Source organism: Mesorhizobium sp. EU05-FHT14A09, assembly GCF_058790995.1.
Window position 1 is genome coordinate 268,017 of record NZ_JBYTDF010000005.1, and the last position, 13,848, is coordinate 281,864.

The following is a 13,848-nucleotide window of genomic DNA, read 5'->3' on the forward strand; positions in this document are numbered from 1 at the left end:
TACGCCTTTGTGAGTACCCCAAAAGGGACTAGAGCTTACGCTGATGAGGAGGTATCCTGTCGTTCTGTATAGTCCCAGATGTACGTGGGCCCCATTCCGTGGGGCAGTTCATCCGGCCTGGGTTGGATGCAAGTGGCAACATTTGCAGGAGTGGGGTTCAATGAACCCCATCATCCAACCGTGTAACTTGGGTCGGTAAGGGCAACGCGTCATGGACATAAAGATCGGACCAGCAAAGCGACCAGGAGTCGAGAAGACAATCCTTAGACAGCCCCTCGAGTTGATCGAGGTGGATGTCAGCGGTGATGAAGTTCAGCTGCGTTTTTGCGCCGGCTGCCTCTACGACGAAAAATCGCTGTACCGCTATACGATGCGGTTCTCGCGCAGCGAGATGCAGGAATTGCTCACGACAGTCAGACGTATCGATCCGAAGTGGCTGCTGGATCTGGCGCCGGCCTGCCTGGAAGCTTAAGGTCCGCGGCCAACGGGCGGCTTGTCGAGGCGGTGCACCGTGACTGTCTTTTCATCGGCCGAGCGAAGCTGAACCATCCAATAAGCTTAGGGCCAAGCTGTCCCTTTTGGCGACCCTTCAGTCACGCGGTTCTGTTGACAGAAAAAGTCGCCGATCGATAGGCTTTTAGCAATCAAAACTGAAACTTGCGACGCTTTTCCCCGATACAGACTTTGTATTGGATGAAAGCCGCCGACAGTCCAACGACTGCAATCGGGTGAACGGTTTGCTGGGTATCGAAAAGCCAGGCACACAGGACGGACCGGCAAGCGCACGATCGGCTCGCTCGCTGCGTCTAACAGTCGGACGCCCGCTCTTTGAAAATTCGCTATCGATATTGAACAGAACCGGGGCCTGGCACATTGCCAGAGACCTGTGTCAGGAGTTCGTGCCGCAACACGCAAGCGTCCGGTACTGGCGCCTTGGCGGCAATCCTCCCGAGGGGCTGGCCCGCAAGGTCGCCGCCCGGTTGATGATGATGGAGATCAACTGGCTTAAGGACAGTCGACGATGCTTGATTGGCTCCCGCGCCGTGAAGGAGAGCACGCGGATCTTTCTCGATCCGCTGTTCGTGTTGAGATCGGAGCTGGCTGAAAGGGATATCGTGCTTTGCCACGACGTCGGCCCTCTAAGTCACAGCGATCTTTATGATGCCGCAACCGTCGACAATTATCGCATTGCGTATGAAAAAATCCGCAGGCATCGGCCAGCCGTTGTGTTCGTCAGCGACTGGTCGAAGAACAATTTCATTTCGATCCATGGTTCGGACTTCCGGTTCCTGATCACGATCCCGCTTTACGTGCGCGCGGGCCTGTTTGAAGGTCCCCTCGAGGCGCTCCCCGGGCTCGATGGCGCCTTCTTCTTGACGGTCGGCGCCTTCGAAACCCGCAAGAACCAGATTGCCGCGCTTGAGGCATATCGGGACGGTGGCTTCTATCAGCAGGGCATCAAATACGTGCTCTGCGGCTCGCGAGGCGAGGGACACGACAGGATCATCGCGTTCGCGAAATCGGTGCCTGGCGTCGTCGTGCCGGGATATGTCCCCGACAGCCAGTTGCGCTGGCTTTACACGCATGCCGAGGCATTCGTCCTGCCAAGCCTGCTTGAGGGATTTGGTATGCCTGCGTTGGAGGCTGCTTACATGGGTCTTTTGCCCATTGTCTCCGAAGAAAGTGCCTTGGTTGAAGCCGTGGAGGGTGTCTGCCTGCAAGTCCCCGCCAAGGACCCTGCCGCAATCGGACAAGCCATGCGACACGCCCTTTCGCGGAGTCCGTCCGAAAAAACGGAGACCAGCCACAGGCTGCGGGAGGTTGCCGCGCATGCATCGAAGGAACAGTTCTTGCGGAGATGGAGAGAGCTTCTGGTCGAGCTGTGACAGCTGCGTCAAACGCGCTTCTGTGAAGGCAGCATCGTTTAGCGCCCAGATACCCCGGGGATCCCGAAAGCAGCTGTCGATGGTACCGTCCGATACAGACGGTGTGGCGCAAAGTCAGCCGCTGTGCGCAAGGCTTTGATCCTCGTGGCGGAAACAACAGCAACTGCAATGAAAAAGAGGACGCCGGGATCGGCGCTACCACCCGACACCGAGTTGGCAATCACGCTGGCGAATGAGGCATTCCTGATGCTCATGACGACTGCGGCCGTTTCAGGTGCCACCCATTCTTGCACGCCCCTCAATCCACGGATCAGGACACCGAGCAGCATCGCCATCATCAGCGACCCAAAAAGACCAAGCTGAGACAACACTGCGATCGTCCAGCTCGATGCCCTCGAACTGCCGAATCCAACTCCAAGCCCACCCGTGTCGACAAAGGACTGCAGGCTTTTGACGTTCCAATAGGCGCGCTCATGTCCAGAGGCGGAATCCGCCTTGTTGATGATGGTGCTGTTGATAAGCTTCACGAAGGGATCCAGAGCGTCGGTGCGGTAGAGACTTACGCCCATGATGCCGACCATCCCCATCACCATCAGCAGGACGATCAATATCTCATCACGCTCTATCTTACCGCGCAGGACGGATGCTGACATGGAGAGCACGACCGGAATGCACAGCAGAGCGAGGCCGACATAAGCCGTCGAAGACGTCGACAGAATGGTCAGGAGAAGCAGGATGGCCGACAGCCACAAGGCAAGACGCGACTTGGTGCGTCTCCAGTAGGTGTAGGAGAAGGCCAGGCAAGCCAGGGAAGCGCCGGCAAACGCAGATGCCTCGGAAAAAGCCCCGGTAATGCGCGCGAAGCCAGCCTCATAAGCATTGCTGATTATGGCATAGTTGGCGGTTCGGATTGGCCCGAGCACATCGCCAATCCCTGTGTTCTTGCCGACGAAATCGACTAATCCCATGGCAGCGTGCAGACCGCACCACAAGAAGAAGCCCCGGCGTATCTGGTCGATCCTTTCGCTCTGCATCAGCAGGATGCAAAGTGCGATGGTGGTGAGCCCACCGAGAATGAAATAACCAGTCTGAGAGATATTGCCTGAGATCGGGGTCAGCGAAGCTTCCACGACGGTACCGCGGATTTTCGATTGGACAAAGACGACCGTCTGCCCCGCAAACAGCCGCGGAAACAGCCAGGCTCCGATTATGGCGTAAACCATCAGACTTGCGAGAATCCAGATCGGACGGATGCTTCCGAAAACGCTGCCAAGGTCGAGCCAGATGCGACGTCTGGCAGCGACGGCCGTAACGAGCAAAACCTCGAACATGGTGAAGATCAGCGGCGATGACCCACCCAGGAAAGTGAGGGTCACGGCGGCCGTGGCTCCGAATGCCTGGGATGCGATCAACCCGACCAGCAACGAACCCCGGACATAGTAGGCAATGACGAGAATTGCCACGCACACCAGCAGACCCGGCAAAGATACCTGCATGCTGCCTCTCGCTCGGCTGACCCTGATAATCCTGCCGTCAGGCGCGCTTCGATGATGCATCTTTCGACACGCCAGCAAACTCGGCAAGTGAGTCAAACGGCGTAGCCTTGCGTTCCGCAAGAAGCCGTAGTTTTTCAGTCAGTGCGACGCGGCGTTGCACATAGCCGTGAGACTGTAAGGCCATCGGGAGAAGCGCAAGGTAGCCACGTTGAACCGGTCGCATATCCGGCACTTGCAATGCTTCGAATGACAGCTTTTCGGACCGCGGCCAGACCATCCTGCAAATGGGTGACCCCAACTGCGCAAGCGCAGACTAAAGAACGCCTCGACGGCGGTAATTGTGGCACTTATACAGTGGCTGTACGCGTGTTTCTGCATACAATTGTTAGATGTCGTTAGTTGGAGAGTGATCGAGTTCTGGGTATGGGCTGGGTTCTTCAGGCTCCGGTATGAGGAGTTAAGCAGTATGACCACCCAAGTTGCGCAACGCGCATTTGGCCCCAAGCAGGTAGAGCAACTCAGGGAAATTTACGAACGGGCGCGGGTCGTGACGACTCAATATCCCGACTCTCACGTTGCCAACAAAGCTGCGAGGAAGTTGATCGATGCCTTCGAAGCCGCAGCTCGCAGCGAACAAACATGCGAGCACTGGCTGAGTAAAATCGATCCACAGGGGAACGCCTGACGGCCAGGCAAAGTCAACGTCCAGCCGCCTGGCGGCCATGCCGGCAGGCGGGAACCATATGGTCCGGTCAGAGCGATAGGGGAGCCACTGGGGGCTGGCGGGTGGCTCCCCTATCCTGTCTTGCATTATGTGCAGACAGGCCCCGTCACCCGGGCAGACGCAGGCACACCGATGTTCGTCTCGGGCAGCGTAAACCGTCAACGAAGCTTTTGGGCTAAGACACCGCATAGGACCGTCGGCCCATCGTCCTCCCTTCGGATGAAGCACGATGGCTTCCTCCCGACATCGGTCGCTTCCTCCTTTGCGGCTCAAAGAAAATTTTTTCATAAAATTAACTTAGGTTAGCGACCGTTTGTTGAGCATAAACTATTCAATTCTAGGTGGCGTAGGGAGAAGCGGGCGGGCGCTCTAAGTTGCAGAAAGTCCGGCTGTGCCTTCACGGGCCGCTTAGAAAACTTCAAAAATATCCAGGAGTTTTGGGAGGTTGTAGCGGGCCGCCACGATGGCGACGCGTATGGGCGAAAGTGGGGTATTAGTATGGGTTCTGCAATCGGACTGCACAATTTCGTTTCGACAACTCAATCAGAAATCTCGTCGAGCAACACCGGTGAAGGTAACGAACAAGCAGGCAGCGAATGCTTGCTTATCCTAGACGGAAGGGCCCTGGATCGAGAGTGCCTGGCTGGTGCACTTGAGGACCATGACCTTGGTATGACCGTTGCCGCCATGGGCACAATCGAAGAATGGCGCAAAAAGAAGGGAGCATATCCGCCCTTGGCTGCCATTCTATTCAACCTTGGCGGACGCAAAATCACGGAACAGAGCATTGCGAATGAGATCAAGCTGATCTCGTCCGAATTCGATTCAGTTCCTGTAATTCTGTTGGCGGACACAGAAGATCTGGCACAAATATTGATGGCCCTCGAATGCGGTGCACGCGGCTACATACCAACGTCCGTTGGCATTGATATCTGTGTCGAAGCCGTCAACCTTGCTGCAGCCGGTGGCATCTTCGTGCCGGCCAGCAGTGTGCTGCCGATGCGGCATCTCATCGCTTCAGGCAACCGCGACACGCGTTCGTTGACGACGATGTTCACGCACCGGCAAGCGGAAGTGGCTCAGGCACTTCGGCGTGGTAAGGCGAACAAGATCATAGCGCACGAGCTGAACCTGCGTGAAAGCACTGTAAAGGTTCACATTCGAAACATCATGAAGAAACTGAAGGCTACAAACAGGACAGAGGTCGCCTATAAGGTCAACGACCTTTTCGGTGAAGGCGCGCTGGCGCAGGATTGATGATGTTTAAGATGGTCCGCCGGGGGCGTCCTCGACGGGCCAATTTCTTTGCCCTTCTTTGCGATCTGACTGGCTCGCGATCGGCGCGAACCACATCCCGTTTGTCTGACCTCGTCGATGCCCTGGCTTCGGCTCGACAGCGACCGCTCGAGACACGCTGATAGGCCCCTTCGCGAGATGAAGGGGGGGAATTGGTCGAGCTCGCGATCGCCTTACCGCTGCATCATGTGACGCACGATCGGTCCAACGGGATCATCGGTCCAACATGCCATCGTAGTCGTCACTCATGCAGATACCGCAGGGTCAGCCATAAGACAGGACGACTTTCATCTCGACGACTCCGATGGATCGATTATTGCCAGGAACGGAGTCGATACGATGAATTTCGCGCCCCAGCTGGCAACGTGATTCATCTGCTTGATGACCTCATCTTTCAAATTCCACGGAAGGATCAAAATATAGTCTGGCTTTGCATGGTCGATCGCCTGGATCGGCTTGATCGGGATGTGCATGCCCGGCGTAAAACGCCCATGCTTGTAGGGATTTCGGTCGACCGTAAAGTCCAGGAAGTCGGGGCCGATTGAACAATAGTTGAGCATCGTGTTGCCCTTTCGGGGCGCGCCATAGCCGCAGATTTTCTTGCCTTCGTTCTTGGCCGAGATCATGAACGCCAAAAGATCGCGCTTAGCGCGCCGGGCTTTTTCACCGAAGGAGGCATAGGTTGCCATTTCGGTCATTCCGCGCCGCTTTTCGCGATCAAGAAGCCGGCCAACGCTGTCGCTTGCGGTCCAGTCGCTCTCCTTGTTCGCAAGATAGACGCGAAGTGAACCACCATAGGTAGACAGTTCTTCCACATCGATCAGCCGCATTCCATGTCGGCTGGCCATCAGGTCGATGGTCAGCAACGAGAAGTACGAAAAATGCTCGTGGTAGATGGTGTCAAACTGGTTTTCAGCCATCAATCGCTCGATGTGCGGGAACTCGAGAGTGACCACACCTTGCGGCTTCAGAAGGAGCCTTATTCCAGCGACAAAGTCGTTGAGATCCGGCACCTGAGCCAGCACGTTGTTACCGATGATGAGGTCGGCGCGAAGGCCTTCTGCTAGCATCTGCAGGGCCAGGCGGACCCCGAAGAAATCAACTCTGGTTGGCACACCCTTTTCGAGCGCGGCGCGCGCTACATTGCCGGCCGGCTCGACACCCAGAACCGGAATGCCGAGCGGCAGGAAGTGCTGGAGCAAGTAGCCATCGTTGCTTGCGAGTTCCACGGCAAGGCTCTCGGAACCGAGCCCGAGGCGTTTCGTGACCGTCTCGCAATAAGTCTTCGCGTGGGCTACCCAACTTGCCGAGAGTGAGGAGAAATATGCATACTCGCTGAAGATGGTTTCGGGACTCATGTATTCCTTGAGTTGAACCAGATAGCAGGTGTCGCAGACTTGGACGTTCAGCGGGTAGTAGAGTTCCAGCTGGTCCAATTGGTCGGCCCGCAGGAAGCTCTCGCAAGGCGGTGACATTCCGAGATCGACAAGCGTGTGTCGCAGGCGCGATCCGCAAAGTCTGCAACCGGTACCTTGGCGCATTGCGTTGTGATCGCGAATGGCATCAATCGCCTGGATGTTCATAACCTGCTCCTTGTCCATCAACTGGAAAAGAGAGCCGCGGTGGCCTGACGATGAACCTGACACCACCGCGCCCCTATGGAATGTAACAAAAGGCTAAAACGGAGCGCCTCTGAGTTCGATTTGCCTATGTGTCGGTTGCCTTAATCCCTAAAGAGAATTGAGCGAGGCGACGGTGCTATCCGGCGAAATCCGACATACCGCTATTGGATAAGCCGGCTAACATAGAGAGAGCTCTCCCGTCCTCTGCCGACAATTCTTGGCTCAGCCTGGCGCCGGCATGTCCGAGACGTCGCGCATGGTGGCATGTCGGGATCTGAACTCGCTCGAATTGATGATGCCCAAAGCCACCGCGTCGCGTGTCATCGATCCCTTCCGCAGCTGGCGGGCATAGGTTTCCAGCCCGTAATTGTCCGCCGGACGATCCAACAACAGCAGATAGAGAAAGCTGACGTAAGCGCGATCCGTCAGGCCGATCGTGGCGTATTTGGCCTCGAATTCCTTGGACCGGATCATGTCCATGATCACATCGACAACCCCGGCGCCCCCACTCTCGAGCGCTTCAGACCAACGCTTCAGACTGGCGGCGTCGCCAGCCTGTCCCATGACGAGGCAGTGTGCAAAAACCGCCTCGCGGGCATGATTGGATCCATCAGCGGGCTTGGCATCGGCATCGCAGTACCGCTGCGGCTTGGGCAGCGGTCGCGGACCCCGCGTGATGTCGCGAACGGCCAGGTAAGCAGGTTTCGGTTCGCCCGTTGTCCATTTGCCGTGGTTGTTGGCTGCAAGCCTGACCAGCCCCATGTTGGCTTCGAAGCTCGGGGCCCAATAGGTCTCATCCAACAGTTCATAGATGTGCGCTGCTTCGACCTTGTATTTGTCCCTGAGTTCGGCAAGCCGCATCATTGTTTGCTTGACGCCGTCCGCCTGCTGCCGTTCGCTGCGCTGACTGCCGTAGGGGTTGTTGAATTCGGTGACCCAGATGGGCTTGCCGTAGGAGGAAATCTCGCGGAAAGCCCATTCCGGATCTTCTCCATACATATGCCAGACAGAGATGTCCCAGGCGATCCCATCCTGCTTCATCCGTGCAAAGGCGCCAGTATGACCCCATCCGGCCGTACCCATCGCCTTTCTTATCGTCGGGTCAACCGCCGTCATTCCGTCGGACAGGCCTTTGAGCACGGCACTCACCTTCACCCAGCGCGGACCGTAGTAATCGAGCACTCCGGTGCCAGCCGCAGTGCCCCATGCACAGGGATATTGCGACCCGTCATCGCGCTTTTCGCAGGGCTTTATGAGGGCGTAGATTTCCATCTCGTTGCCGAGTTCCCAAACGCGGATATCGCTCTTGAATCTGGAGCCAAGGGTGACCGCCAGTTTTCGCGCTTCGGCATAAAGTTGATCCTGGCTGAATTGTTCCAGATCCAGTCCGGGTGTGACCACGGGCAGGATGTCGATCCCTCTTTCTTTCCCTGCCGTCACGACCTTGGCCAGCTTATCCGCTTCATCTGCTGAGGTAACGTTGACCCGATATGATTTGAGGCCGAGATCCTTGACGAAATCGAGTTGTTTTTCGATTGGGACGTCTGGGTAGGAGATCACCGGATGGCCATTCACTCCCCAGAGCAGATCGGCGGATGCGGGTGCTGCTGTTGTCAGCAGTACGGCAGCAGTGGCAGCGAAACGAAACGACATGGCAATCATGCCTCCCTACACGACATTGGATGTCCGAATAGTCGGAACTGCCGGGGTCGGAAGCAATTTGCCTATATGGGCATATGAAGCCTCACCGTACCCCTTTTGAGGGCGTAGCCCTGCCCATCAGGCGGCATGACCTTTTGACTGCGATTGCCTCGATTCAACACCCGGACGGTTGGGTTGCTCAGAGGAAGCGAACTGAGGGGTGGCCGACTGGATCGAATGATCGACTATTCGTGGAGTTCCCCGAAATCCGCATCGACCTGGATCATGAGCTCGAGATAATTCCACGCGATCCAGCGCCAGGAATAACTGCTTGCCCTGGCATGCCCTTTCTCGATCATGTGCTTGCGCAGGTCAGGGTCGATCGCCAGTTGACGCACGTTTTCGAGCCATGACCAGATGTCGTCAGGATCCGCATAAAGCGCCGAGTCTCCACAGATTTCGGGCAGACAAGGCGACGTCGAGGCTATGACCGGGCAACCTGAAGCCATCGCCTCGACAGCGGGCAGCCCGAAACCTTCGATCCGCGATGGAAACAGGAAGCAAAGGGCACCTTCGAGCGCCTTTTTGAAGTCGTCATCGCTTATTCGGCCAAGCAGGATGATGTTCGCAGGCATTTGCGGGACGTGCCGCAGGATCGTGGTCTCGTCGACGTCGCCCGGCATCCACAGGTCGAGACCCATCTCATCCAGATAAGGGGCAAGTTTAGCGAGCAGCCCCATGTTCTTATATTCTTGATCCGCTCGGCCGAGGCAAAGGACATAGGGCCTGCCCCGATTCACGGCCAGCGTAGACCTCGCTGAATCCCATTGCTTGGCATGGTCGCTGCCGTTGTAGGTGACGACGATGTTTGCCTCGCGTGCGATCCCGAATTCGACCAGATGCCGGCGCGAAAGCTGCGACACCGTTGTGATCCGAGCAGCCCGCCGGCCAAGCAACGGAAGGATGATGCGATGAGCCCAGCGGAATCCTCGTGCGTAACTTGAGGGCATCAGCCTTGTATGCATGTCGTGGATACAAGCAATCTGGCGCTTCAGCACGACGGGTGCCAGGTTGCAAAAGCTTAGCAGGCCGCCAGGCACATGCCAGGGCAACTGCGCCTGAACCCAGAATTGAGGCAGTCGAGGCCGGTTGAACTCCGGAATGACCCGCACCGGTATGGCTTTCAGTGGAAGAGCCTCAGTCAGCGGGCGTGGCACCACGAGGTCGATTTCGAGATCATGGCTGAGAGGATGTCCTTCCGAGATGAGGGCATCCAGTGCCATCGTTACCTCGCGAGCGTAACGCGCTATTCCATTGCGCTGCAGTAGGGTGAAGTCTCCGTTTATTGTCCAGCGTCGTCTGGGCAGCCCGAAATCCATCCGTGTCTGGTCGCCATGGCCAATCAGATATCCGGAGAACCCGGGAAGCGATCGCGCCGATGCCACGGCAACGCTGTTCCCGTTCAAATGCCGGCCTTGCCGCGCCGGCCCCGTGTAGACAGATTTGGCCATAGCCCTTCCCCACATTGCCGGACCCGCAGAAAGACTAGCATTCTCGGAAACGCAGGGACCCTCGAACGTTTGAGGTACTGGCACCATGCGCTCTCGTCTGGCCGGATGATGCTTGACGCCTCCAGGTGACCCAATGGCCGTAGTGACCGCACGCGATCGCAGCCTCAAACTGCAGGGATCGCGAGGCGGGTATGGCACGGCACTGGACGATCAACGGGCGTTTCCTTTCCCAGCCGACAACAGGCGTTCAACGCTATGCCAGGGAGATCGTCCGCTCGCTCGACGTTTTGATCGCGGAGCGGAGCCCCCTCACCCACGGGCTAGAGCTCTGCCTCCAATGCCCGCCGGACAGTCCGGACTTCCCGCTCAACTCCATCGAATGCTGCAAGATCGGCAGCACGGGTGGGCATCTGTGGGAGCAGACCAAGCTGGCCGCCTCGTTGCACGGCGGCGGCCTGATCAGCCTGTGCAATACGGGGCCGATCCTGTCACGCAAGCATATAGTCTGCATACATGATGCAAACGTCTGGAATGCCCCCCACAGCTATTCGCTCGGCTTCAGGGCGTCGTACAAGGCACTGCTGCCATGCCTCGGCAAAACGGCATACGGTATTGCGACGGTTTCCCATTTTTCGCTGACCGAACTGGTTCGGCGCGGCATTGTTCCGTCAGGCAGGGCCTTTGTTGCTCCGAACGGTCATGAGCATGCCTTGGAGTGGAAACCAGAACACTCTGCGGCGACAAGGTTGGCTGCCTCGCGCGATACCGTCGTCATGATCGGCAGCACCGCGCCTCACAAGAACGTCGATCTCGTTCTGGGCCTGGCCGACCGCCTCGGAATGGTTGGACTGAAGATCGCAGTTGTCGGGGTGTCGGATCCGCGCGTTTTCAAGACGCGAACGGCTAGGGCTGAAGCCCGAAACATCCATTGGCTCGGACGCGTTTGCGACAGCGCGTTGGCCGCACTGCTGATGGACTCGCTTTGCCTGGCTTTCCCGTCGCTGACGGAAGGCTTCGGCCTGCCCGTTGTCGAGGCAATGGCCCTCGGCTGTCCGGTTGTGGTGTCCGATCGCGCCAGCCTGCCAGAGGTCTGCGGGAATGCGGCACTTTATGCTGCGGCCGACAACCCGGATGCATGGTTCGACCGTTTCATGAGCCTCCGCAATTCCAAGGCGCTGTGCCGCCGGTTGACGGAAAAGGGCAAGGCCAGAGCCTCCGCCTATAGCTGGAGGACGAGCGCCTTGCGTTACCTGGAGGCGATGGCTGTTGCTGACGGCATCGAGAAAGGAACCAGGGTGATCAGGCTGCGCGAATTCACATGACCCCGTGAAGGGCCTGGGCAGTTGCGAACGATTCCAGCACGGCTCGGTCGAAATTTTCTTCCGAAAAGCGCTGGGCATTCCGTGTGCAGGCCCGCGGCGTGATCAGGTGGCTGTTTTCCTCGAAGCGATTGATCGCTTCCATGAGGTTGTCAACGGCCTGGGTCTTGAACAACACGCCCGTTGGTTCGGTATCAGTCCCCATACGCCGGACGATATCAACTGCGCCACCACGACCGAATGCGATCAGCGGCGTCCCGCAGGCCTGTGCTTCCGCGAGCGCTATGCCAAAATCCTCACAGCCGGCGAAGACCATCGCCTTCGCCCGGGCGAGCGTCTCGACGTATTCCTTGCGCGGGAGGAACCCTGAAAAAGTGACATTCGGACCGGCCAGCGACCGTAGAGCCGCTGATTGCTGCCCTTCTCCCACGACAATCAGCCGTCGCGACGGCATCGCATTGAAGGCCTTGATCACCAGGTCGGTGCGTTTGTAAGGCGCGAGGAAGGATGCTGAGACGTAATAGTCATCCTTGTCCTCGACGCAGGGGAGTTCGTTCAGGCAGACCGGCGGGAAAACAACGCGTGCGTCACGCCCATAGATATGCTGGATTCGAGAGCGGACATAGTTTGAGTTTGCCAGCATCAGATCCGGACCGTGGGCCGTTCTCGTGTCCCACGTTCTCAGACGATGCAGCATATAGCGATAGAGCAATCCCTTCGGCCCGAAACCGAGCCTGCCCTGCTGAAGATAAGAAAATTGCTCGTCCCAGGCATAACGGACGGGACTGTGCACATAGCACAGATGCGGCTGATCGGGTCTTGTGATCACCCCCCGCGAGAATGCGGCCGAAGAGGAAATCACGGCGTCATAGCCCGTCACGTCGAACTGCTCGATGAGGAAGGGACAGAGAAAAAAGAGGGACCGGTAGAATTTCTCGATCATCGGAAGCCGGTTGGCTGCGGAAGTGTGAAATTCCACGTCACGGAAGTACTGCTCCTTCACCTCGACCGGAAGGAAATCGAAAAGTGTGAACACCTCTGCATTGGGAAACTGCTTGCAGATTTGCGCCAACACGCGCTCGCCGCCGCGAAAATTTGGGCACCAGTCGTGAACAACCGCTATCCTGCCGTATCTGTCGACACCGCTTGCCGAAGCAGCAGGAAACTCCTCGATGGGCATGTCGACCTTGGCGGCGACCGCCAGGTCGGAAGAGCGTTCATGGAGCATGTTTTCTCCCTTCCTGCGTAAGCTTCCCAGTTTCCTTTTCGTCCCATGACCCTCGCAAGCTGTCCGATCGGTCAGAGATTGCTCCCGTCGAATGCCTGCCTACCGCTTATGGTTGTGAACCGGACGCCAGAGATACACCGACAGCATGCGCTGGGAGGTAGGCGGAGCCCGTCGGACCCACTTTTATGCAGGCTGTTCGAACGCTCGCGTCGTCATAGGCTTAGGGGAAGTAACGCCCGGACGAGCAATGAAAATTGCAGTGATTATCCCAACCCTCGGCCGCAGCGAGCAGGTTGCTCGCTTGTTGGGATATCTCGGCGGCCAAACGAGGCTTCCTGACGAGGTCATCCTGTCGGTACCCGACGCAACGCACTTCAAACTCACGGATGGCGGACCGTTCCCGCTGTCGAGTGTTTCAGGCCCGATAGGATTGGCCGCTCAACGCAATGCAGCTCTCGAGCTTTCCCTGGATCGCTTCGACATCATCACATTCTTCGATGACGATTTCGTTCCGTCCACGCGATACCTGGAGCAGATAGAACAGGCCTTTGCTCAAAACGACGAGTGGGCGGTGGTGATGGGCAGGGTCGTCAGGGACGGTGCCAGCAACGCCGGTCTGACCTGGGACGATGCAAGGGTTGCGTTAAGCGACGCAGAAAGACAAACACCGAGCGGGCCGCCTGTGGTCGACCACGTTGGTGCCTATGGATGCAACATGTCGTTGCGCGCTTCACTGATTGGCGATTTGCGCTTCGACGAACGCCTCGTGCTCTACGGCTGGCAGGAAGACATCGACTTCACAAGCCAGATGAGATCCAAAGGTCGCGTTGTCTGCGTGACGTCGATCACGGGCGTTCATCTTGGTATCAAGGCGGGACGCGTCAGCGGTAAGCGGTTCGGCTACTCACAGGTCGCCAATGCGATCTACCTGATGAGGAAAGGCACGGTTCCTGCCTCTTTCGTGCTTCCCCTGATGTTTCGCAATGTTGCAGCCAACCTCGCAAAGAGCCTTTGGCCCGAGCCATATGTCGATCGCAGAGGCCGCCTGAGCGGCAACGCGCTCGCGATCGTGCATATCGCCATGGGCCGGATCGAACCCGAATACATCTTGAAGATCTGACGAGG

General features: G+C 57.6%; 11 protein-coding genes. 6 read left to right on the forward strand and 5 right to left on the reverse strand.

What is annotated here, in order from left to right; all coding sequences use genetic code 11:
* The first annotated feature begins 211 nt into the window (after window positions 1-211).
* Both AC3WTO_RS19295 and AC3WTO_RS19300 read left to right on the forward strand, forming a co-directional pair.
* Window positions 212-472, forward strand: a complete 261-nt coding sequence (locus AC3WTO_RS19295; RefSeq protein ID WP_492462502.1) for a hypothetical protein — start codon at window positions 212-214, stop codon at window positions 470-472.
* 256 nt (window positions 473-728) lie between these two features.
* Window positions 729-1,886 (forward strand): glycosyltransferase, encoded by a 1,158-nt coding sequence (locus AC3WTO_RS19300; RefSeq protein WP_492462504.1) that lies wholly within the window; start codon window positions 729-731, stop codon window positions 1,884-1,886.
* A gap of 38 nt (window positions 1,887-1,924) precedes the next feature.
* Here AC3WTO_RS19300 and AC3WTO_RS19305 read toward each other — a convergent pair whose 3' ends face one another.
* Entirely contained in the window at window positions 1,925-3,469 is a 1,545-nt protein-coding gene (locus AC3WTO_RS19305; protein ID WP_492558429.1) for a hypothetical protein, read from the reverse strand.
* A gap of 379 nt (window positions 3,470-3,848) precedes the next feature.
* Between AC3WTO_RS19305 and AC3WTO_RS19310 the strand changes: the two genes are divergently transcribed.
* Window positions 3,849-4,067, forward strand: a complete 219-nt coding sequence (locus AC3WTO_RS19310) for a hypothetical protein (protein WP_492462508.1) — start codon at window positions 3,849-3,851, stop codon at window positions 4,065-4,067.
* A gap of 537 nt (window positions 4,068-4,604) precedes the next feature.
* A complete protein-coding gene (locus tag AC3WTO_RS19315) occupies window positions 4,605-5,363 on the forward strand; it encodes a LuxR C-terminal-related transcriptional regulator (protein ID WP_492462510.1) in 759 nt (252 codons plus the stop codon).
* 326 nt (window positions 5,364-5,689) lie between these two features.
* On the opposite strand, the gene AC3WTO_RS19320 is transcribed toward AC3WTO_RS19315, so the two are convergent.
* The 3 genes from AC3WTO_RS19320 to AC3WTO_RS19330 all read right to left on the reverse strand — a co-directional run bounded on the left by AC3WTO_RS19320 (window position 5,690) and on the right by AC3WTO_RS19330 (window position 10,176).
* Window positions 5,690-6,985: a methyltransferase domain-containing protein gene (locus AC3WTO_RS19320; protein WP_492462512.1), complete on the reverse strand. Its 1,296-nt coding sequence runs from the start codon at window positions 6,983-6,985 to the stop codon at window positions 5,690-5,692.
* Between the two features lie 261 nt (window positions 6,986-7,246).
* On the reverse strand, window positions 7,247-8,677 hold the full coding sequence (locus AC3WTO_RS19325) for a DUF4214 domain-containing protein (RefSeq protein WP_492558430.1): 1,431 nt from the start codon (window positions 8,675-8,677) through the stop codon (window positions 7,247-7,249).
* A 233-nt stretch (window positions 8,678-8,910) separates the two neighbouring features.
* Window positions 8,911-10,176, reverse strand: coding sequence for a glycosyltransferase family 4 protein (locus AC3WTO_RS19330; protein ID WP_492462516.1), 1,266 nt, complete (start codon window positions 10,174-10,176; stop codon window positions 8,911-8,913).
* 191 nt (window positions 10,177-10,367) lie between these two features.
* Here AC3WTO_RS19330 and AC3WTO_RS19335 point away from each other — a divergent pair, with 191 nt between their 5' ends.
* Window positions 10,368-11,498 (forward strand): glycosyltransferase family 4 protein, encoded by a 1,131-nt coding sequence (locus AC3WTO_RS19335; RefSeq protein WP_492462518.1) that lies wholly within the window; start codon window positions 10,368-10,370, stop codon window positions 11,496-11,498.
* Here the strand turns inward: AC3WTO_RS19335 and AC3WTO_RS19340 are convergent.
* The gene (locus AC3WTO_RS19340; RefSeq protein WP_492462762.1) at window positions 11,491-12,675 is read right to left on the reverse strand and encodes a glycosyltransferase; all 1,185 of its coding nucleotides are present in this window, start codon (window positions 12,673-12,675) and stop codon (window positions 11,491-11,493) included. The two genes, AC3WTO_RS19335 and AC3WTO_RS19340, sit on opposite strands and share 8 nt — an antisense overlap.
* 295 nt (window positions 12,676-12,970) lie before the next feature.
* Between AC3WTO_RS19340 and AC3WTO_RS19345 the strand changes: the two genes are divergently transcribed.
* The gene (locus AC3WTO_RS19345) at window positions 12,971-13,843 is read left to right on the forward strand and encodes a glycosyltransferase family 2 protein (protein ID WP_492462520.1); all 873 of its coding nucleotides are present in this window, start codon (window positions 12,971-12,973) and stop codon (window positions 13,841-13,843) included.
* Window positions 13,844-13,848: the final 5 nt, after the last annotated feature.